The organism is Candidatus Woesearchaeota archaeon (assembly GCA_016187565.1).
Taxonomy (GTDB): Archaea; Nanobdellota; Nanobdellia; order Woesearchaeales; family JACPJR01; genus JACPJR01.
The window spans coordinates 18,393-40,180 of record JACPJR010000021.1; the positions used below are offsets into that span (position 1 = coordinate 18,393).

Sequence of the window (21,788 nt, forward strand, 5' to 3'; positions counted from 1 at the left end):
CGAGTTATTTCTGTGAGGTATAACCCTATCTTTGATGAGAGACCACTCGTTTTCCCGCTAAGTTTTTAAATACCCTTGAAAAATGGCCAACGGTGGTAGGAGTCTCATCGGGAATAAGAAATTTGGAAGGTTTTGCACAGAATGATATATTCAATTCTTACAGGGGAAACACAGATCACCTTAATGAGAAACTTAGACAAGCTCTCATAAATGATTTGAGACTCGACGCTACAGAACAAGTCGTTCATGTAGCATTAAGTGGAGGGATTGATTCCTCGCTTGTAGCAGGAATCCTAGGCATAGAATTAGGCAAAGATATATGGGCCTACACTGTATGCGATTATGAATCACCTGATATGGGTTATGCAAGACTAATGGTCGATTTCTTGAGAGAAAGGGGTGTGAAAGTCCATTGGACTGCAAAGCCATTGAGTCGTGAGGAACAGAAGATTGATTATGCATTGTTAGAAGAACAGTTAGGCATTGACCCAAAAACAGTCAGGGGTAGTAGAACCTGCTGGCAAATACTCTATGGCTGGTTAAACAGACTCATTTCTCCCCATGAAGGATTTAAGATAGTAACGGGTGATGCAGCAGATACTCTCATGGGATCTCATACTGTTCAGAAACCAACAAACGTAAATGAGCACCCTCATTATTTATTAGTTGAACCAACTGAAGACCGAGAAAGAGATTTGATAGCAGCTATGAGATTAGGGGACAGAAAAGCTGCACTTCAATACTACAGATTAGTTGAAAGGACAGGTTTATTTGTTCAAGAGGAGAGGTATTCGAGATATTTTAGTTTTGAACCATGTAGTCCATTCTTCAGTAGAGAGGTGATGCTCGTTTCATTAGAATACGGCTTAGATGATCTGGTTGATGATACGGAAATAAAGAAACCGTTAAAATATATTTCTCGGACATACGGATATGTACCTCCTGAGATAATTCAACGCCCTAAATATGGTCTTGCTCTTTCAGTTATGCCTCAATGGGCGAGATGATTACTTCATAGATTTCTAGAACTGAATAAGCGGAAACTTACTTCAATGGAGCAAAGGCTCGTTGTAATCTTTCTGCATTTGGTTCTTGAATAGGCCTTCCCCATCGTTGCTCGAGTTCTGCTCGCTCTTCTAAAGAAGGACATCTATATACCTGATCTTCTCCATTAGGAGAAACAGAGATGTGTCTCTCTTGAATTTCATGATCAAGCGTAAAATAACGGCTAGGTTGCGGTGATAACCGAAGTGATTGTTCGCTAGGGGCATTGGGAACAACAAGTACAGCTTGGTAATGGAGACCACTCTCTTTTTGATTTCCGTCATCTATAAGTCCTAAGGTAACATAAGAGCCCTTCCTTAATCCACTGTAAAATTGTTTTGCTAGGGAATCAGATGGTTCACGCACATGGATGTAAACATCATCCCATACTACAAACGGCCCTTTATCTCTAGTAGGGTGTGGACCATCCAGAAGTTCAACATCTCGAAGAACCGTTCCTCTCTGCAAATGTCTCCACGGATGATGAATTTCCCGGCGTGGACGGTATTCTGCTCTATGGCTATGTGGATCATGTCCTGGTCCTTGGTAAAGATGGTGTTCTATCATAGTGCGCGAGATTTTGCTTCTCTTTATAAAGCTTGGCGTTCTGTCGAGATAAATCAGAACACCGTGAAATCATAAACCTTTTATATCATCGACCTTTCCAAGCTCGTACGCCGAGGTGGCACAAGAGAAATTGCTGACGTACGTCTGCGATTTCAGTGCAATCTGGTACTGCGCGGGATTGCTAATCCCGTGTCCTTCGGGACGTAGGGGTTCAAAAAATGCGCTTCCATGACGAAGTGATTGGAAATTCCCCTCCTCGGCGTTTTTTCTCAATACCAAAAAAGTTTATAAATTGCTGAAATAATAAAGCCATGTATGAAAAAAACACTCAAAAAAGTATGGACAAAAGAGACCATTATCTTAGCAAGCATATTCCTTGTTATTGTGTTAGTGTATCTTCTGATTAATAGGATCCCGAGTGTTCATGAAGCTCTCAACAATTTTAATCAGTTGTTAGTCGAAAAACTGGTTGCGTATGGCATTCTCGGTTCCTTTATTATAAGCATTGTTGCAAATGCTTCGTTAATCCTCCAGATACCCTATTACCCAGCCATCATATTCCTTGGAAGTCAAGCACCTAATTTTGGCTATCTCCTCTTGCTGACGCTTGTTTCAGGTGTTGGTATGATGCTTGGCGAGATCATTTCTTACCTTATAGGAAGGGGTGCAATTTGGGTGATAAAAGCAGGAAAAGATAAACGAAGCTTTAGGCATATCCAAGAGGTCATTGCACATAAACCAAAATTAATCCCGTTTCTGATCTTCCTCTTTGCCTGTACACCATTACCAGACGATCTGATCATGATCCCTCTAGGGATGATAAACTATGACATCAAGAAGATAATACTTCCCTCATTGCTTGGTAAAACACTCTTAGCAGGGATCTTTGCATTCGGTGGCTTCTATGCGTATCAATTGTTTTCTCGTTTTATGCAAACCAACATTCTTGAAGGCTCATTCTTATTATTATTGTTTACGGTATTTGTGATAATAATCATCTATAAAAATGAAGTAAGTTCTTCATAATGAGATATCTTTATAAGATCATACATTATTTCTCAACCATGATCGTTGATAGAACACAAGTAAGTCTCGAGGATGTTCTTTTTAGACTAGCGGCATTAGCACAACTCAGAGACAGTCCGCAAAGAGCAGACCGGAAACATGCCGATGCTGTTTTATATAACATAGTATTGCCAGGCTTACGAGCATTCGTTGAAGATGAAAGCCATGGTTTTGAGATAGAAGAGTTTCAGATCAGTGGTGATGTTGTATCGGCTCTGGCACATAACCATGATCCTTCTAGTGAGATTCCTACGAGAGTAAATTATTTAGACACCTTTCAATACCTGTATGAAAGATTACTTGATTATAATCAGAACCAAGCAGCATGTAGACTTGCTGAGTTAGGTGCACGAAGTTTGAGGAGATCTTATGTAAGTTCATCCCGTCTATTTTGAGCACCTCTCCAATGAAAATTATTGATGTTAAAACGTTAAAACCCTCGTAAGACATTATCGATCCAATGTGATTGAGGGGCTGCACGGCGCTGTTGCATAACCGTAGCGTAACCCATATACTCCTCGAGCAAGGCAATATCTGCCAATTCTTCGTTGACTTCTGGCCTGTATCCCTGTCGTAGTGCAGTGGCAAGATCCTCAGGCAGCGTGAACTCTTTCATCCTCAGTCCAGGAACCTGCATGCGTACATCATAGTCCCTTCGCAAACACTGGAAGAGCCCGAAAACCTCTGCTTCAGGAAGTCCAGAACAGGCAAGATCATATACCAGAAGGTCAATAAAACTTTTCTTCATCTCACTGAATGCCCATGGAGTCGGAGAATGCACTAACGCAGCACGACGCCCAGGAAATTGGTGTATACCCTCAGGCATCCATCCATCATAAGACCGTAGTATCTCAACAACAGTATACAATCGCTGCCAGACCCCGACAGGAAGAGGAAGTTGATCTCTTCTCGAAGAACTATGCCAATATTCGGCTTCTGTATCAGGAACACATGCTGCGAGGCGTTCAAGATCCAACGGTCGATAATGGTGATCCATGGATACGGGAGTAGCTCTAAAGAGTAACTCTAAAGAATAAGGAAGAAAATCTATATAAACGTTTGTACGAAGTGCTTTTGAGGATAACGTGGCAGTTAAAATGCCGAAACCATAAGGTATTTAAACCCCCTGCTTTTTAAAGTCGTCTGGAATACAAACGTGAAGAACGATGACATGGTATCAGCAATTGGGCTTTGGCGATAACCCCTTGGACATCAGACCAAACACCAAGCTCGTTGGCCTCGAGGAAGAGGAGGATACCCTCACCAATCATATTTTGAAAGGAGAGATCTGTTTTCTGAATGGATTAACCGGATCAGGAAAAAGCAGCTTATTGTTTAAAGTCCAAGAGCGGTTGAAGGACCATACCTTTATCTATCTTGATGCACAAGAATTACCTGAGGATTTTGATCTTGAAGAGGCCATTAAGGGTAAGCGCAGTTTCTTTGATCGTATTACCTTCAAAAAGTACCCGTCAAAACAACCCATTTTGCTGATCGATGAGTTCCAAGCTACTGACCCAAACTTAATTCTCCAAGCACGAGGAAAATGGGAGAGTAAAAACGAAAAAAAGATCCAAGCGATAGTTATTGCGCAGATCAACAAGATGCTGAGAAATGTCACTGATTCTTTCAAGGAGCGACTAGGAAATAGAATGATTGAGCTACCCATCTTAACCGACAAAGAAATGAGGGAAATTCTCACGCTTCGTTTAGAGCATCCAAAAGGCAAAAAAAATTATGTGAACAACTTAAGCGAAGATGCCCTTGATCTCCTGATACGATTGGCAGATGGAAACCCTCGAAAACTGTTAGAGTACGCTGATGCCATCTTTGATTTTCATTACCGAAAATTCGAAGATATCAATCCTTTCCTTAAGGAAGATTACTTAGTAACCTATTACGCAACAAAAGATATTCTCGAATCAAGAAATGTCCGCATTGGGATTGAGCCCAAGAAAACAGAAACAACTGCTCGAGTTGAGGAAGTAAAAGAAGTAAAATTAAAGGAAGAACCAGAAGTGTCAAAAGAGCAAGAACCAACGAAGGAATCTCTTATAGAAGAGTTGGAAAACGAGGAAGATACGGTTGATGAACCCATTACCGAAAATGTCTCTTTTAAAGATCTCTCTCCCCTTTCTCGCTCAGTTGTCGCTTTTTTAGCCGGGTCTGAGCCAGTAACAGCAGATGTCCTGGTAAAATACACCAATAGTTCGTTAGAACTCCTTTCAAAATCCCTCTACTATCTCAGGAAGAAAGGTCTGGTAAAACGTATGGGTAAGAAAGGAAACAAAACGCTTTGGGATTTAAGTCCCCATGCCAAGCGCCTTCTTGTTAAGGAATAAACCAACTCCGGGGAAAAAGAGGCGTAAAACCCCGGAGCTGATTAAAACTGCGACTATGAGTTAATGAAACTTTCTGAGTAGCTTAAGGACATCTTAAACCATGAAAAGGGCTCATTATCCTTCTTTTTCCCTGAAAGCCTACAAATACAACCCAAAATCCCCATATATTGTTAAGGGGTTTGTCTATAAAAGATTTATTTACTCGAATCCAGTAACAACAAGTCCCCCTCTGTCCAGATGCAAAGCACTTGTTCCAAAAGTATTAAATATCATAAGATGTTTCAAACACAACACCAGAGGGGGTATGAAATGACAAAACTGATTATTTTTGATTTCTGGGGCACATTAGTGGAAAATGGAGTGTTTCCCAGCCCAACACAACAAGCCAGAAGTATACTCGGTGTCAGAATGAGCTTTGTGGATTTTGTGATACGCTTTGAAAAGGCCTTTATGCTCGATAAATTTCCGAATTTACGAGAAGCCTTCACCAAAGTATGTGAGGAGTTTGGCATTGAACCAAGCGAAGAACTCCTTGATGATCTCGTAGGCATGTGGAATAAAAATATGCTGCTGGCAAAGCCTTTTTCCGAGGTGGATGATACATTAGCCGAACTCCAAAAGACCTACACCTTAGCCATTATTTCGAATGCTGACTGTTTTTCTGTTGAACAGGTATTGGACAAGTATGGCTTACGAAAATATTTCAAAAGTATGCGATTTTCATACCAAGAGGGAATGCTTAAATTGAATCCAGAGCTCTTTAAACATGTCCTTAACGATACAAACATGAAGCCTGAAGATGCCATCATGGTAGGAGACAGCATCCATTCGGACATGCTTAGCGCCAAGCAGGTTGGCATTGCTGGGATTCTCGTTGACAGAAAAAATAAACGCGAATTTGACTACAAAGTACAACGACTGGATATGCTTCCACAGGTGATCCAAGCGTATGATACAACGGCAACAGATTAAGGAAATCCTCAAAGGATACAACTCCAGTGCTATTACTATTGGTGTTCTTGGTGGTCATAGTGCCCTTGATGTCTGCAGAGGTGCAAAAGATCTTGGGTTTAAAACCCTCGCTGTCTGTCAACGAGGCAGAGAAAAAACCTATGCTTCTTATTACAAGACGCGTCGTGAAAAGGGCATTGTTGATGAGATTATTCTCGTAGACCATTTCAGAGATATTACCAAGCCAGCAGTTCAGGAAAAGTTACGAAAGCTTAACACGGTCTTTATCCACAACCGTTATTTCTGGGTCTACTGCAATTTCCAGGATATTGAGAATACGTTCCTTGTTCCTATTTATGGCACACGAACACTCTTAAAACTTGAAGAACGGGATGTTCCTAAAAATCAGTACTATCTCCTTGAAAAGTCAGGAATAAGATACCCAAAACTGTTTGCCCAGGTAAAGGACATTGACCGTCTTGTTATCGTCAAGGTTGCTGAAGCGCAGCGTGGCTATGAACGTTCTTTCTTTTTCGCCCATACACCAGAAGAATATGAACAGCGAGCAAAAGAGCTCCTCGCAAAAGGACAGATTACGCAAGATGGTCTTGCAAAAGCAGTCATTGAAGAATATATTGTCGGAGTGCAGGTAAACTTCAATTTCTTTTATACAACACTTCACGATGAATTAGAGCTTATGGGGATTGATACCAGAAGGCAGACAAACCTCGATGGATTGATCCGCTTACCTGCTCCTGAACAACTCGAGGTGTTGAAGCACCTCACGCCCAAATACATTGAGGCAGGCCATATTGCCTGTACCATTAAAGAATCCCTTTTGGAACAGGCTTTTATAGTAGGAGAAAAATTCATTAAGACCTGTAAAAAAGAACATCCGCCAGGGATTATCGGGCCTTTTGCTCTCCAGGCATGTATTACAGCAGGTCCACCCAAAGAAGAGATTGTTGTCTTTGACGTTAGTTTGAGAATCCCCGGAAGTCCTGGAACGATGTTTACACCTTATACGCAGTATTTGTACGGACAATCCCTGAGTTATGGAAAACGGATTGCCATGGAGATAAAGGAAGCAAGAGACACAGGAAAATTACTGGATGTCTTAACCTAGCATCTCAAGAGAACATGATCTCCGGAAAAAAAGCTGATGGAGCATTACTTGCAATCATTGCATTACTGGTTATTATCATTATTATTGTCGCTCGCGACCTCTTTATTCCACGCGAATGTAAAGAAGATGATGACTGCGCAGCGAACCAATACTGTGGGAGCGACTTTGAATGCCATGACATTCCCATTGTCAAGGAAAATAGTTTTATTGTTCCTGCACTGATTATTGCAATAGGACTGATTATAGCTGCTATTATCCTTCGATGGAACCGAAAATGGCCGAGTAGATAAAATTAGAAGAGAACTGATAAAAAAGAGGTCGTATGAAACTAGGTCTTGCTCTCGGTGGAGGTTGTGTCAAAGGGGTTGCCCATATTGGGGTACTTAAAGTTCTTGAACGAGAACATATCCCTATTCATGCTATTGCAGGTACCAGTATTGGCGCATTCATTGGAGCTCTGTATGCTTCCGGTCTTACTGCAGAGGAGATTGAACAGATTATTCTATCAACCCATATTCAGGAATTGATCGATTTTACCATTCCGAAAAAAGGGTTTATTACAGGAAATAAGATTGAAAAGTATCTCACGACGGTAACCAAAGGAAAGAATTTTGCAGATCTGCAAATTCCTTTAGCAATCATTGCAACAGAACTACAGACAGGAAAAAAAGTAGTTTTCACTAAAGGAAATGTAGCTCATGCGATACGTGCCAGTATGAGTATTCCTGGTGTCTTTACGCCAGTGAAGCATAATGATATGCTCTTAGTGGATGGAGCATTTGTTGATCCTGTCCCTGTAGAAGTCGTTCGAGAACTTGGTGCTACGGTTGTTATTGCAGTTGATGTAAGCCAACCTGCTGCAGAAATCAATTTGCCTAGCAAGAAGACAAATGAAGAGAATTCACTTATTCTCTCGCTTAAGAAGAACTTTGTGGATACTGAACGGGGGTACCTAAAAGAGTTTTTCAAAGCAAAAAAATATCCATTCCCTGGAATTATGTACCGAATTATCGATTTTATTTTTGACCGTTTACTCACAACACCGAAGATAGTCAAGGTATTATGTAATCAACAAACCCCGGAAATTGTGATGGTCATGACTAACTCAATGGACATTCTGGCTAATCAGTTGGCACAGGAAAAGTTAAAAACATCGAAGGTAGAGGTTCTTATCCATCCTAAACTTGAGGGAGTTGCATGGATTGAATTCGATCGAAGCACGTATATCATCAAACAAGGGGAACGTGCAGCCGAAGAACAGTTGCCCAAGATCATTGCATTACTTAAAAACAAAAAAGCTAAACGTTTTTAAATTACCTCGGATTTCTGTGCAAAAGACAATGGTTCAGCAAATGAGTAACTACGATTTCAAAGCAGTAGAAGAATCCGTGCTTTTGTTTTGGAAAACAAATAACACCTATGCAAAGGCTAAGGCAAAGAACAAAGGGAAAAAGCCATTCTATTTCTTAGATGGACCTCCCTACACTTCAGGAAAAGTGCATATTGGAACTGCATGGAATAAGAGCCTAAAGGATACCGTGCTTCGTTATAAACGGATGCAGGGATTTGATGTTTGGGATCGAGCAGGTTATGATATGCATGGCCTTCCTGTGGAGCATGCTACCGAAAAGAAGCTCAATATCCATGGTAAGGAAGCGATTCGTGCTTTTGGCGTAACCAAGTTCATTGGAGAGTGCAAAAAACTCTGTATTGAGAACATGGAAGCAATGAACCAAGACTTTGAACGGCTCGGGGTGTGGATGGACTTTACAAATGCGTACCAATCAATTACTCCCTCATTTATCGACGGAGAATGGTGGCTGATTAAACGTGCGCATGAGACCGGAAGACTGTATGAAGGAGAACGAGCCATGACCTGGTGTGCTTCATGTGCCACGGCACTGGCAAAGCATGAGCTTGAGTACAAGGACATTACCGATGATTCTATTTATCTCAAATTTAAAATAGCGGGAACCGAAAATGAGTACCTTCTTATCTGGACAACAACACCATGGACTATTCCGTTAAACCTTGCGGTTGTTGTTCATCCTCAGTTTGATTATGTCAAATGTAAGGTCGGAAATGAAATCTGGATCGTTGCAAAAGAGCTCGCTGAGCGAGTGATAAAAACGACCATAGGAAAGGATTATGCTGTTGTTGAAGAGCTCAAAGGAAAAGATCTTGAAGGCATTGCTTATCTCCCTCCTTTTGCGGATCAGTTTCCTGAGATCAACGAAGCACGAAAAGAGCAACATAAAATATTTACGGTCCTCCTCTCTGATGAGTATGTAAACCTCGATGATGGTACCGGACTGGTACACTTTGCACCGGGTTGTGGAGATGCTGACTATGAGCTCTGTGTTCGGCAAGGTATCCAGCCCTTTAATGTGATTGATGAACATGGCGTCTATCCTAAGGACCATCCCCTCTTTGGAGGCTTGGTTGCAAAAAAAGACGACAAGAACTTTATTGCATTGTTAGAAGAAAATGGTGCATTATTAGCCTGCACCAAATGTAATCACAGTTATGCTCATTGCTGGCGTTGTAAAAAGCCTATTGTCTACAAGACAACAAGGCAGTGGTTCTTTAAGGTTGAGGACCTGAAAAAGCAGATGATCCTTGAGAATAAAACTATCCGCTGGGTTCCTGAGGCGGCCTTTAATGCCTTTGAATCCTGGCTTCAGAATTTACGTGACAATTCTATTTCAAAGCAACGTTTCTGGGGAACACCATTACCTATCTGGAGAAACGAAAATGATCCTAATGATTATCTGGTTGTTGGATCAAAAGCAGAGCTTGAATCATTGGCTGGAGTAACTATTGATGACCTCCATATTTCTACGGTAGATCAAATAACCATCCAAAAAAATGGTAAAACCTATCGAAGGATTCCTGATATTTTGGACGTATGGGTTGATGCAGGAACTGTTTCATGGAATTGTTTAGATTATCCTCACCAAGCAGAAAACCTTGAAAACCTCTTTCCTGCTGATTTTATTCTTGAAGGAAAAGATCAAATTAGAGGATGGTTTAATCTGCTCATGGTAGCCTCGATGATTGCCTTTGGCAAGCCTTCCTTTACCCATGTCTATATGCATGGGTTTGTCCAAGATGCACAGGGAAGAAAGATGTCAAAGTCATTGGGCAACTACATCCTTCCTCAGGAAGTTATCGATAAGTATGGTGCTGATACCTTCCGTTATTATACAATGGGAGGAGCAAATCCAGGTATTGATCTGAACTATAATTTTGAGGATATGCAATTTAAGCACAGAAATCTTTTGGTTCTTTGGAATCTCCAACGGTTTATCATTGATCTGAGCATGCAGACAGGAACAAATCCTGCACCGCTTGTTATTGCAGAGGAAAATCTTTCTTTTGCTGAACAGTACATTCTCTCACGGATGAATAGCGCCATCAAAAACACGACAGAAAAATACGATAACTATTTCCTCAATGAAGTTCCTGGAGAAGTGGAAAACCTTTACCTTGACCTAAGCAGAATCTACATCCAGTTAATCCGCGAAAAGAGTGCTACTGGTTCTCCTGAAGAGAAAAAAGCTGTTCTCTGGACCTGTTATACCGTATTTTTAACCGTTCTCAAGCTTATGGCTGCAGTAACTCCTTTTATCACCGAACAAATCTATCAACAGTTGAGAGAGCGATATCACCTTAATGAAGAAAGTATCCATCTGCTTGAGTGGCCTGTAGTTATGAAAGAACAACACCAGCCAGAACTCGAGGAACACATGAATGTGGTCCAGGGCATTGTTACTACAGGATTGCATATGCGCGAGAAAATGGGCATGAATGTACGATGGCCTTTGAAAGAAGTGATTATTGAAACCAGAGAGACAAAAGCATCAACTGCTATAGAAGCACTTCGAGAAATAATCATGACACAGCTCAATGTAAAGGCCATTACCGTCGAAGAATTACCTCCCTTTGTTACCTTAAAAGTGAGGGTCAATTATAAGGCCATAGCATCAGGGTTTGGTGATAAAACTCCCATGATTCTTGCGAAACTCGTAGGAGAAAGTGAAAAGGCTTTACGCGACACCGTACTTACCAAAGGACAATATGCAGTTCGGCTTGACAATGAACGAATAACATTGATGCAAGAACACTTTATTGTTGAACGGACCTACCCTGATACGCATGATGGACAGGAATGGACGCATGGTTTTATCTATCTGAATAAAGAACGGACTCAAGAGCTAGATGCAGAAGGGTATGCACGTGAAGTTATGCGACGGGTTCAGAATCTACGGAAAACAGCAGGCCTCGAAAAAAAAGATCGTATTCAGCTCGTCATTGTTCTGCCACAGGAGCTTCAATCGTTGCTGAAATCTTGGGAGGATCCTATTGCTGAGAAGGTAGGTGCATCGTCACTAAAACTCGTGGAGAGTATTGAGGGTACAGAGAGTAGCTTTTCCAAAACAGAAAATATGACCATCAAAGGAAAAGCAATAACTATTGCATTCTCGCAAGAACAAGTATAATGTTTTGAGCCAAAAGCAAACAAACGCCTTGATTTCCGAAACCTTTATAATTACCCTCATTCTGAAATGTGCTATGCCACAGAAGATATCCATTGATACGCCTCTTTCTGAGTTAACGCTACGAAGGTATGAAAAACCCTATCATCTTGGCAAACGCGATCTGGTGAGAAAATTCTGCTTATCAGTGGGGTTGCTCCAACCAGGTGATTCTCGTGATGTTGTTGTTGATGTGTTGTATGTTCTCCTCGACGCAAAGAAACAAAAAAAGGAGTTAACTTGCGAGCAGATTACCAAAGAGGTTATTACCTTTCGCGAGCAGGAACATCTAGCCTTATGGGGGGTTGCTTCCTCAAATATCCGAAGACAACTCATGCGATTACGAAAACTCTTTTTAGTTGAAAAAGTAAAGAACTACTACCGGATTACTGAATTCTCTAGCCTTAGTGAGACGTTTGAAGAAAAAGTACAAAAATTTCTCTTACCCTCTATCATCAATAGAGTAAAGGAATATTACAAAACCCTTGATGATGCCTTTCCTGCAGAAGAAGTACAACAAGTAAGAGAGCAACAGGAACAAAAAACTCAGGTATAAATAGACAAATCGTTTTCTTCCATAGAGCAGGTATGCCCATTACTGAGATGATATCCATGAATGTCTATGAACCCGCTGAAGATACTTTTCTTCTAGCAACGTATGTTAAACAATTTGCCCACGGAAATGTTTTGGATATGGGTACTGGTTCTGGCTATCTTGCCGAAATAGCAGCAAAAACCACAGAAAGCGTACTTGCCGTAGATAAGGATGCTGCGGTACTTTCGTATGCAAAAAAAACAATCAAGGCAAAGAATATAACCAATATTACATTCCTCTGTTCAGATTTGTTTGAACAACTACAACCACAACAATTTGATGTTATTATCTTTAATCCTCCCTACCTGCCTGAAGACCCTGAAAACAGCGTAGCTAATCATCCTGCACTCTGTGGCGGAAAACACGGATATGAAACCATTCAACGATTTCTCAAACAAGCAAAATTCTTTCTCAAACCAACAGGAATTATTCTTTTACTTTTTAGTTCACTGACAACCAAAGAAGATGTCGATCGAATTTTGCAAAAACAAGGATATCATGTAGAAGAATTAGCACAGCAACGATTATTCTTTGAAGTGCTGTATGTGTATAAACTGAGCATGCACCAATTAAAAAAGGCAAAAAAGAAAACATAACCCTACACACGCCACGCTAATGGCAGCTGACGGATTTGCTTAATGAGCAAATCCTACGCACACCCCGCAACTGGTTACGCTCAGTTGACACGCAAGGAAGAGCATGAAGCTCTTCGGCGCGGCTATTAAGGCAACACGAAGGCCGCGACGTGCAACTTCATGTTACACCCATTTGATCAAACTTTGGTAATTGGTAAACACGCGAAAATGCATGGCATTTTCGGTGTCCTGAAAATCCAACGGATTTTCATGAGTTTGTGGGCGTGCGACGAGTCGGGGGATGACCCCATCGGGGTGGCGAGTAGGGCATGGCAAACGAAGTGTAGTCATGACCGTAGCACCGCCATAATTGGCTCGGTAAAAGTAAACGACTTACCTTATTGGTGGCGTCCAGCCAGGAAGATCTGTTCCTCGAGAGTTGTAATCATGCACTGGTCGTCGTACTCCTTTACTCAGGAGGACCTCAAAACCCGTTACCCATGGATTGATACCTGGATCTAAAGCGTCTCTACATTGCGCTCCAATCTCTGCTGTTGTCGACGGATGTCCGAATTGAAGGTTGGTAAGCGCGGCTGAATAGGGCGGACTTTTTGCTAACTGCCGTGCTGCTTCATAGGAACGTACAAGAAGTTCTTGTTCAGTTGCAAAAACTCCATGAACCAATCCTAATTGATGAGCCCGTTCTGCAGAAACGCCGAGATGGATAACCTCCCGTGCACCTGACTCACTGATGAGCTCGTTTAATCGCCTCGCACCATTATACCCCATTAAAATACCCAATCCCTCTTCGGGTTGGACAAATGCTGGTCGATGGCCCCAGTCATTTCTTCCAAAGGCTTTATCATAGAACGCTCCGTGGTTGAATTGCATAAATCGAAGATCGAAAAAATAGGATACTTCAGCACCACCACCCCAGAGTTCTTTACCAGCAAAGACTGTTCGAATTGGCGCTTGTCGAAGCATTTCAAACGTTTCCACTCCATCCTGGGCAATTCTTCTTCGTCCTTCACTATCCATAGGTCTATACCCAACTGCAGGATCATACCACCCTACATTAAATGCATTGGCATCAGCTCCCATCATCTTGCCACCCTTTGGATAAAAGAGCATGGCACCAATAGTTCCATTTCGATACATTTCAATGGCATGTTCCACGATATGCCGAAACTGATCCATGGATTCTGGATTCCAGACATTTCCCCGTAAGGGATTATTAGCAAGAACCACAAGGACACGATCTCTTTGAGAAACCATAGTTTCAAAATACGCATACGAGGGTCTCATCTCACCAGTACGAAGATCTCGTTCCTCAACTGGCGTGCCATTGAGATGTCCATAGCCAAGGAGGCTTCGCCAGCCACGGTGTTGCATCGTCATAAGGAGTGAAGGCGTACCAGTCCGAGGTCCTGTTTCTCCGCGGACATCATAGAGGCCTTCAGCAACCCATTCGTGGTTTTCACTGGCTGCTCGATCAGCAAGCGCAACAAAACCATCAACACCACCATGTGCCAGAAAGCCATCAACGACTTCGACAAGTCCATGCTTGAATTTCAATCCAACTCTCGTGGAGGTATTCACCTGACCTGGCGTGCCAAACCCCTCTTGGATCATATCAAGACCGTAGAGAAGTACTGGGATAACATACCTCCTGAAGGTCTTTCCTCCGTCATCATCAGCATGCGCAATATGTCGCAAAGCATCAACACTCTTAATTCTTCCTGCTGCATGATCAGCTGCTTCTGCGTGTGCATAGGAAGCAAAGGCACGAGCATCTATTCTTGGAATAGGAACGTATTCAAAGGTATCCGGATTGAAAACAGCAACAGGTTTTCCGTGCTCCCACTTGAAGAATCCTTCACCGGTTCTACTCGCTGAACCTGTTTTTCTCTCGCTCTCAAGCCATTGTATCCAATCGGGATACGCAGCTCCTTCAGGTCCCTGATACCACGTACGAAGACGATCATGTTCAGGCAATGCAGCCCGCATATGTCTTGCAGATTCAGTATAGGGCATATGACCGGTGTTATCTAAAACTTGAAATGGATTGGTAGTAAAATGACCCCAAACCCCTCCAAGACTAACAATATCACGTCCTGATGCAACATAACAACTTGGACCTGCTGCCATTGCCTCAAATAAGGGATCGGTCAAAAAACCATGATGTTCCCGAGGAAGACGCATGGTATTTTTCTCAAGAACCTGTGCTGCAAGCAACCATGCTACTCGATAGGTTAGTTCACTGGTCTCAGGGCCTTTCATGACATCAATGAGGGCATTGCCATGAAACGGAAAATAACCATGCACAACGGCAAACCGTTCACGAAAGCTTCGATCAGAAAAAAGCCCTGCAAGCTCGCTCGTCAAATGAGAAGAGGTATTCGAGAAAACAGCAACAAGTTGTCGAGGGTCTGCATACTCCTGAATACCAGAAAATACCTGACGCTTGATACCTTCGCGTTCTGTTGCAACCTCCCAGATAAGATGTTTATCGCTTAAGGTTTTATAGTCGGTTGTGGTTACTACTCTCCCTTGTAAGCGTTCTCGTAATGCTGAAAGTTCGTGTTGGCATAGCTCGGTGAGATCACCTTTCACTGAGGTCATCTTTCGGAATGTAGCATCTAATGTGCTCTGTGCCCGTGCAAGAGCCTCTGCTGAAACATCATAGAGGGTTATCTCCCAAGGAGTTTTCTCAAGCAGAAGTTGGGCAAGTCCTGTTCCCATCGTTCCTGCACCAATAATAGCAACTCGTTGAATGCGCTCTATTTCACGAACAGCATCCTCAAGTGATCTATCCCCAAATGCAAAAGCAACGCCCATCTTACCCACCTCTCCCAGCAACTCGTTCATATAAAATTGCTGTTGCCTGACCCCCACCAATACAAGCTGTTGTTAGCATTCTCTCAGCGTTTTGCCGCAAACCTTCATAAACTGCATCGACCGAGAGACAAAGTCCGGTTGCTGCCAGGGGATGGCCCATGGCAATTGCTCCACCATTCGGATTTAGTTTGTTATCAGGTATCTGAAGTAATCGTTGTACTGCCATGACCTGGGGAGCAAAGGCTTCATTGATGTACACAAGATCAATCTGCTCCATGCTACACCCGCTTTTATCAAGGAGCGCTCGGAAAGTTGAAACTGGAGCAAGACCCATTCTTTTTGGGTCACAGGTTCCTTCAGCATAACCAGCAATCTTATAGGCATAGGAAAGTCCTAAGCTGTCTGCATAGTTTCTTTCCATAAGGACCATAGCTGCACCAGCATCACTGATTTGTGAGGATGTTCCTGGAGTAAAGAGCTTCATTCCCGGAAGGGTTCGTTGTGCAGCAAGCATGGCTTTGGTAAGTGTTGTATTCACACCCTCATCCCGCCAGACAACAAGATGATTCCCTTCACGATCAGTATAATCAACAGGTGCGATCCCTGCAAGATAAGCAGCAAGGTCAAATCTATCCAGCGAAGGCTCATGACGGTTCCATTGACGCTCTTGTGCATAACCAGCACGTCTATGACTTTCAAGCGCATATGCTTCAGTTTGCTCTCGGGTAAGCCCTGCTTCTTGCCCGACTAAATTTGCTGTTTGTGACATCCGCGTATCAAACGCAAGATGTTCTAAACTTAACCAGATAGCATCTCCAGAGCCGGTACTCACGATGCGTGCAGGAAATCGTTCCTTTGTTGCATTCGGAACACTTGGATGTTCAAAAGTCCACACATCCTGAACGGTTCGATTTGCTAAATTCGTCAATGGAGCTCGGGTCATATTCTCTCCGGCAACTGCAATAGCTGCCTGATCTCCAAGAAGAATATCTTTATACGCAGCAACAATTGCCTGAAATCCAGTGCCACAGATTTTTTGGACGCCATACGATGGAGCATCAGGAACTCTTAATCCGTGCGCAACATTAACCGTGTAGATCTGCTGAAAATCAGGATCTGGATAAATCTGCAGTCCCACAATAACCTTATCAATACTACCTTGCCATTCTCGAGGAGCTATGCCTGTTCGAATGAGTGCTTCAGTGCCAGCAAGGATGGCTAGCTCTTGTGCAGAAATATGTCGATAGTAACCACCATGTTTTCCAATGGGCGTGCGTGCAGCGCCAACAACAACCACTTCCCTCTCACTCATAAGAACCTCCTCCATCGTGTTGCTGGATGTTATCTCCCAGGAGATTCTATTTAAACCTTTTCTTTTTGTCGTCGATAATTTCGTCATCAATTGAGGACAAAACCAGATAAATAATCACAACACCTTCAAACCAGCCATAAGCCGTGCCACTTCACCACAGTAACCTTTTCTCCAGGTTTTTTTTCAACAGGATTGCGAAGAGGTTCACTTTGATACGTTTCTGGATCAAGCGCCTCAAGCCGTGGTTTTACTTTGGTGATAGGTGTTGGATGCTTTGTAAGCAGAACTACCTCAGCTGCATAATCAAGGCTTACATTTTTGTTGCTTTGCAAATCAACTCCATGGATAAGTTTTCCAAGATGGGTTATTCTGATAACTTTTTCCTCAGCCGCAAGAACATCGCCTACCTGAAACAGAGGCAATTTGAGTAACACGGTTAAACGATAGATGTCTTTACTCGTCTGTCGATCACGCGAATAAAGTGTTGGACTCATGCTCAATGTTCCACCAAATTGTTTTTGGATTGCTACGGCTAAGGTTTTGAGAAAAGTCTTTGACGTAAGGTAGAGATCAACTCCACCACGAACTACTTTTTCTTTTGTAATGTGTACTTGAGGATGTTGCATTACTTTCTGCCGGGCAAAGACAATAGCATCAGGTGTAGCATGACGAAGTTGGAGAATTCCCTCAAAGTAATCCTGATGCCTTTCAGTAGTTTGCTTTTGTGTCATGCAAGAACTAAAATGAATGCAGTATAAAAAGATTGTTATGCTTCTGATTATAGGTACTACAATCGTAGAGTAATCAGTCAACACGCATTTTTATTGGTGTTGGTTTCCAATCGTAAACAGTTGTTGATGCTTCTGCTCTAATTTGTTGGGTTTCAATATTCCCTGCCATATCTGTGGCAACACAGAAGAACTCGTAATAGACTCCACGCTTTCCTACAATAGTTGTGTTTGTCTGTAGTGTACGGGTAAGTATCCGTTGATAGCCTTGGCCATCTGCAGCCATATACACATCAAATGATTCGATCTCTCCAATAGCATCGGTACCATTCCAAGAAACACTAAAGTTTGATGAATACATTAACGGAGGGAGGGCATTCATGGTACATTTTGGTATTGAACTATCAATAATCGTAATGGTGTTATTTGTTGTCATAGGATCAAAAACATCAAAGCGGATAGTTGCATTGTTAAGAATAGTTGCTCCAGAAACCAATCCTTGCTTTGGCTTAATCTGGTAGAAAACATGATCTGTTTTATTAATCCCCAAATAGATATTCTCGAGGAACCAGCGTAACGTATTGTTGTTTCTGTTCACGGTCCAGTTTTCCATGTAGGTCTCATTGATAAAGATCGTTTCATTACCAAAGGTAATATTTTTCTGTCGGGTTTTGTTTTGCAGGTACAAGAGAATGGTTTGTCCATCATTGATAGCATAAAAGGTTCCATTCCTTGCAACAACCTGAAGTGTTGAGAGGTTAAGTTTTTGATTGAGCTCGTCCAATAAGCCAACAGTTTTTGCTTCTGCAGTTCCTATATTCTCAAAATCAATAGTGTATAAGAGTGTCTGATTCGGCAACGCATATTTCTCTGGAAGTACGGTCTTTTGATTCGGGTCAAAAGATCCTGAAGTGTTCTGCTCATGTGATCCACACCCATCGAGATTTCCTCTCCACAGACATCTAGTCCAAAGGAAAATGCAGGTAGGTACAACGACGGTAACACACTTTAGATCTTTTTTTTGAATACATCCTATCATTCCTGCTTGTAAACAATCTTGGTATGTTTGCGAACAGGCTTCTGCTTCTTCAGGCGTAAGGCAAAACGTTCCCGTAACTTCCTCTCCTACGGGGAACGTAGGATCAACGTTTACTTTATAATAAATCAGGTACGAGCCTCCTGGTTGGAGGGGAGGAATTTCCCATTGGAGAAAGGTTTGATAGGAACTTTGATTAAAGAGGCTCTCGTTCTCTGGCAATGGCCATCCATCAGAGGTGTTAACAATTGTCTTTGGGTAAGGAGATGCATTCAGAAAAGTAAACCATGGCTCGAGTAATTCCGAACTATTGACTTTTGCTGTGGGGCTCACACCAATATTCTGTACCATAATAAAATAATCTGCATCTTGTCCAGGAACAGTCTGCGTTCCCACTTTTTCTACAGTAAACGTAGGGGGTGGAAGCTGTAAAAGCACTTCCATAACTAATTCTTTTTGTACCGTTTGATTTAATGCATCCTTCACCTGTACCGTAAAGGTAAAATTACCGACACCTGCAGGCGTGCCGTTCAACATTCCATTCGGATAAAAGCCCATACCCTGGGGAATGGTACCGTTAATTATTGACCAGAGCAGTGGCTCTTTTCCAAAAAGGGCCTCAAACTGAAAGACAACATACTGATCTATTTGAGCGAATAATGGTGATGCAGTAGAGATTTGGAATTGCTTACATTTTCCTGCTTGAGATGCATTAGCTATGGCACGAATCTCTTCATTACTTAACGCACGATCATAAATAGCGACTTCATCAATGACGCCATTGACATATCCAAGATTTTCAGCCTGTGCAATCGTTAATGGAGCATTAGCATTTGGCACTTCATAATCATGCATTTCCGATACGACCGGAAGACCATTGACAAAAACAGTCCAATTGTTTCCCATACGACGCATGGCTAAATGATACCATTCATTTAAGGTTGGACTAAAGGGAGCAAGAGCAAAAAATTGTGTTCCTGATACCCCACCATTGATGTGAAATTCCAAAACTCCTCCCCCTAAAGCAAAGAACCATTTACGCCGAAATCCAGAACCTTCATCATTACCAATAAAAATATGACTTGGATGGCCCATGCTTCCTCCACCAGGCTCAAAAGATTTCATCCATAACTCTATAGTAAAATTATTTCGACCAAAGTACCACAAGTCACTATCACCCACAGAGACGTAATCATTCCCTCCGTCAAACTGAAGCGCTTGACCAACCAATCCGGTAACATGTAAAGGTCCATTGACGAGGACACCTGAGTGAGAGCCAACAACATCGTCTGTTGTTGTACCATTTTGTTCATCAAAAGGCCACCACGCAACAATGCCTTCAGGAGAAGGTGTACAATTTGTTCCATTTACTCTCTGCATAGATGCACCATTAGGTGATTGGAGCTGAGCAGCTACTGAGAACATAATTACTCCTGCAAGAATAAAAGCCCCTATTGAGAATACTATTGCCTTTGCCCCACGCATAGTTATCTCAACGGATTTGATCTATTTAAACTTTTGGTTTTATCTTTCAGTAACTACCTAAATTAATCCACAACGTTTATAAAGCATTGGGCTCTCCAACAAGAGATGAAAAAGAGAAGGCTACAATCAGTAACAACGCTTCTCAAGAGGTTTTGGCACTTTCTTTGGTATGAAGATAGTTGGCTCAGTTGGATAGTGAATGTTATTTTAGCATTTGTCATCATCAAATTCCTCGTTTATCCAGGATTAGGATTCCTTTTAGGGACGACCCATCCGATTGTGGCTGTTGTTTCGGGAAGTATGGAGCATGATGGTAGCTTTGATGATTGGTGGCACTCAAGTGCTCTTTGTGGTAATGATCTGTGTAGCCAAGAAGACTATTATATGCAGTATAGCATCACCAAAGAAGAGTTTCAAGAATTTCGGTTTCCCAATGGATTCAACAAAGGAGATATCATGGTACTTTTAGGGACACCAGCAAGATCTCTCGAGGCAGGAGACGTTATTGTCTTTCAGAGCAAACGAACAGACCCAATCATCCACAGAATTATCAATGTCGATGGACAACAAGGAAAAGCCATTTTTCAGACAAAGGGGGATCATAATCAACAGAGCATTGCTTCCTCATCTTTAGATGAAATTAACATCAGAGAAGAACAGATTATTGGAAGGGCTGTATTGAGAATTCCCTATCTCGGCTATATTAAAATATGGTTCGTTCAGTTATTAAATCCTAATGATACGAGGTGATAGTATGTTTTGCAAAAAATGTGGTGCAATTCTTATTCCAAAAAAAGAAGGCAATAAACGAGTCATGTCTTGCTCGTGTGGGTATAAAGAAACAGATCGTGATAAGATGAAAATTGTGGAGAAAACAAAAGAGAGTGCGTCCATTGAAGTTGTTCATAAAGAAGATGATAGCCCTCATCCCTTAGTAGAGGTAACCTGCCCAAAATGTAAGCATGAGAAGGCTTATTTTTGGTCTCTCCAAACAAGGGCTGCAGATGAACCAGAAACTAAATTCTATAAATGCGAGAAATGTAAGCATACCTGGCGAGACTATACCTAAGAGAGATAATACTCTTGTATCAACGCGCATAAAGAGAGAGAAAAAATAAAAAGCTTATTTGCAGACTAATACCATTCTCTCCACTTGTCAGTCTTCTTCCACTTTTTCTGTTCCTGGAAACCAGGAATGTCGATAAAATACTTGTTAAAACTGTTTACTCGTCGTCGAGAAGAAGTTCCTGGCACGAGATACTTTTGTGTGTTGCCTCTTTGGAGGTTAAAAGACTTAATACTTTTTTCTTTTATTCTTCCTGCCATAGTAACCTATGCCCCAATGTTTCTAGGGAGAGGGGGTATATAATGCTTTTACCGCAATAGTGCGGGCTTGTTCTACAAATTCCCGTGTTTAGTGAGGAAAAGCCAGCAATAATTCATAAACACGATGATAGGATATTTGCTGAGTGATTCGTGTTTTTACCTTCTCATAGATCTGCTTAGCAGTTTGACCCTCCTTTTCACAAAGTACCATCACAATGCCGAAATCGATCTCTTCTCGGAGGATAGCTTGAATCATAGAA

The 21,788-nt window shown here is 41.9% G+C and carries 21 protein-coding genes and 1 tRNA gene; 14 read left to right on the plus strand and 8 right to left on the minus strand.

What is annotated here, in order from left to right; translation table 11 throughout:
• Positions 1 to 92: 92 nt before the first annotated feature.
• A complete protein-coding gene (locus HYW21_06035) occupies positions 93 to 1,007 on the plus strand; it encodes an asparagine synthase (protein MBI2548882.1) in 915 nt (304 codons plus the stop codon).
• A gap of 37 nt (positions 1,008 to 1,044) precedes the next feature.
• Here the strand turns inward: HYW21_06035 and HYW21_06040 are convergent, their stop codons facing one another.
• Positions 1,045 to 1,611: a hypothetical protein gene (locus HYW21_06040; GenBank protein ID MBI2548883.1), complete on the minus strand. Its 567-nt coding sequence runs from the start codon at positions 1,609 to 1,611 to the stop codon at positions 1,045 to 1,047.
• A gap of 109 nt (positions 1,612 to 1,720) precedes the next feature.
• On the opposite strand from HYW21_06040, the gene HYW21_06045 reads away from it, so the two are divergent.
• The 3 genes from HYW21_06045 (at position 1,721) to HYW21_06055 (ending at position 3,071) form a co-directional block, all read left to right on the plus strand.
• Positions 1,721 to 1,873, plus strand: a tRNA-Ser gene (locus HYW21_06045).
• A gap of 53 nt (positions 1,874 to 1,926) precedes the next feature.
• Positions 1,927 to 2,637 (plus strand): VTT domain-containing protein, encoded by a 711-nt coding sequence (locus HYW21_06050; protein MBI2548884.1) that lies wholly within the window; start codon positions 1,927 to 1,929, stop codon positions 2,635 to 2,637.
• A 38-nt stretch (positions 2,638 to 2,675) separates the two neighbouring features.
• Positions 2,676 to 3,071, plus strand: a complete 396-nt coding sequence (locus HYW21_06055) for a hypothetical protein (GenBank protein ID MBI2548885.1) — start codon at positions 2,676 to 2,678, stop codon at positions 3,069 to 3,071.
• A gap of 35 nt (positions 3,072 to 3,106) precedes the next feature.
• Here HYW21_06055 and HYW21_06060 read toward each other — a convergent pair whose 3' ends face one another.
• Positions 3,107 to 3,673, minus strand: coding sequence for a hypothetical protein (locus HYW21_06060; protein ID MBI2548886.1), 567 nt, complete (start codon positions 3,671 to 3,673; stop codon positions 3,107 to 3,109).
• Between the two features lie 169 nt (positions 3,674 to 3,842).
• On the opposite strand from HYW21_06060, the gene HYW21_06065 reads away from it, so the two are divergent.
• From HYW21_06065 to HYW21_06100, 8 genes are all read left to right on the plus strand, one after another.
• A complete protein-coding gene (locus HYW21_06065) occupies positions 3,843 to 5,018 on the plus strand; it encodes a hypothetical protein (protein MBI2548887.1) in 1,176 nt (391 codons plus the stop codon).
• A 309-nt stretch (positions 5,019 to 5,327) separates the two neighbouring features.
• The gene (locus HYW21_06070) at positions 5,328 to 5,990 is read left to right on the plus strand and encodes an HAD family hydrolase (protein MBI2548888.1); all 663 of its coding nucleotides are present in this window, start codon (positions 5,328 to 5,330) and stop codon (positions 5,988 to 5,990) included.
• Positions 5,968 to 7,095: a formate--phosphoribosylaminoimidazolecarboxamide ligase family protein gene (locus tag HYW21_06075; GenBank protein MBI2548889.1), complete on the plus strand. Its 1,128-nt coding sequence runs from the start codon at positions 5,968 to 5,970 to the stop codon at positions 7,093 to 7,095. The genes HYW21_06070 and HYW21_06075 overlap by 23 nt, the downstream gene beginning before the upstream one ends.
• A gap of 14 nt (positions 7,096 to 7,109) precedes the next feature.
• Positions 7,110 to 7,385 (plus strand): hypothetical protein, encoded by a 276-nt coding sequence (locus HYW21_06080; GenBank protein MBI2548890.1) that lies wholly within the window; start codon positions 7,110 to 7,112, stop codon positions 7,383 to 7,385.
• A 32-nt stretch (positions 7,386 to 7,417) separates the two neighbouring features.
• Positions 7,418 to 8,407 carry a patatin-like phospholipase family protein gene (locus HYW21_06085; GenBank protein ID MBI2548891.1) on the plus strand — a complete coding sequence of 330 codons (990 nt, stop codon included), beginning with the start codon at positions 7,418 to 7,420 and terminating at the stop codon, positions 8,405 to 8,407.
• Between the two features lie 28 nt (positions 8,408 to 8,435).
• Positions 8,436 to 11,597, plus strand: a complete 3,162-nt coding sequence (locus HYW21_06090) for an isoleucine--tRNA ligase (protein MBI2548892.1) — start codon at positions 8,436 to 8,438, stop codon at positions 11,595 to 11,597.
• A gap of 73 nt (positions 11,598 to 11,670) precedes the next feature.
• On the plus strand, positions 11,671 to 12,189 hold the full coding sequence (locus tag HYW21_06095; protein MBI2548893.1) for a hypothetical protein: 519 nt from the start codon (positions 11,671 to 11,673) through the stop codon (positions 12,187 to 12,189).
• 56 nt (positions 12,190 to 12,245) lie between these two features.
• The gene (locus tag HYW21_06100; GenBank protein MBI2548894.1) at positions 12,246 to 12,824 is read left to right on the plus strand and encodes a methyltransferase; all 579 of its coding nucleotides are present in this window, start codon (positions 12,246 to 12,248) and stop codon (positions 12,822 to 12,824) included.
• A 372-nt stretch (positions 12,825 to 13,196) separates the two neighbouring features.
• Here HYW21_06100 and HYW21_06105 read toward each other — a convergent pair whose 3' ends face one another.
• From HYW21_06105 to HYW21_06120, 4 genes are all read right to left on the minus strand, one after another.
• Positions 13,197 to 15,641 (minus strand): hypothetical protein, encoded by a 2,445-nt coding sequence (locus tag HYW21_06105; protein MBI2548895.1) that lies wholly within the window; start codon positions 15,639 to 15,641, stop codon positions 13,197 to 13,199.
• Between the two features lies 1 nt (position 15,642).
• A complete protein-coding gene (locus tag HYW21_06110) occupies positions 15,643 to 16,953 on the minus strand; it encodes a thiolase family protein (GenBank protein ID MBI2548896.1) in 1,311 nt (436 codons plus the stop codon).
• Positions 16,954 to 17,078: 125 nt separating this feature from the next.
• Positions 17,079 to 17,684 carry a hypothetical protein gene (locus HYW21_06115; protein MBI2548897.1) on the minus strand — a complete coding sequence of 202 codons (606 nt, stop codon included), beginning with the start codon at positions 17,682 to 17,684 and terminating at the stop codon, positions 17,079 to 17,081.
• A gap of 73 nt (positions 17,685 to 17,757) precedes the next feature.
• Positions 17,758 to 20,202 (minus strand): LamG domain-containing protein, encoded by a 2,445-nt coding sequence (locus HYW21_06120; GenBank protein MBI2548898.1) that lies wholly within the window; start codon positions 20,200 to 20,202, stop codon positions 17,758 to 17,760.
• Between the two features lie 105 nt (positions 20,203 to 20,307).
• Here HYW21_06120 and HYW21_06125 point away from each other — a divergent pair, with 105 nt between their 5' ends.
• The gene (locus tag HYW21_06125; GenBank protein ID MBI2548899.1) at positions 20,308 to 20,952 is read left to right on the plus strand and encodes a signal peptidase I; all 645 of its coding nucleotides are present in this window, start codon (positions 20,308 to 20,310) and stop codon (positions 20,950 to 20,952) included.
• 4 nt (positions 20,953 to 20,956) lie between these two features.
• The gene (locus HYW21_06130; protein ID MBI2548900.1) at positions 20,957 to 21,271 is read left to right on the plus strand and encodes a transcription factor S; all 315 of its coding nucleotides are present in this window, start codon (positions 20,957 to 20,959) and stop codon (positions 21,269 to 21,271) included.
• 65 nt (positions 21,272 to 21,336) lie between these two features.
• On the opposite strand, the gene HYW21_06135 is transcribed toward HYW21_06130, so the two are convergent.
• Both HYW21_06135 and HYW21_06140 read right to left on the minus strand, forming a co-directional pair.
• Positions 21,337 to 21,528 carry a hypothetical protein gene (locus tag HYW21_06135; protein MBI2548901.1) on the minus strand — a complete coding sequence of 64 codons (192 nt, stop codon included), beginning with the start codon at positions 21,526 to 21,528 and terminating at the stop codon, positions 21,337 to 21,339.
• An 88-nt stretch (positions 21,529 to 21,616) separates the two neighbouring features.
• Positions 21,617 to 21,784, minus strand: coding sequence for a hypothetical protein (locus HYW21_06140; protein ID MBI2548902.1), 168 nt, complete (start codon positions 21,782 to 21,784; stop codon positions 21,617 to 21,619).
• Between the last annotated feature and the right edge of the window lie 4 nt (positions 21,785 to 21,788).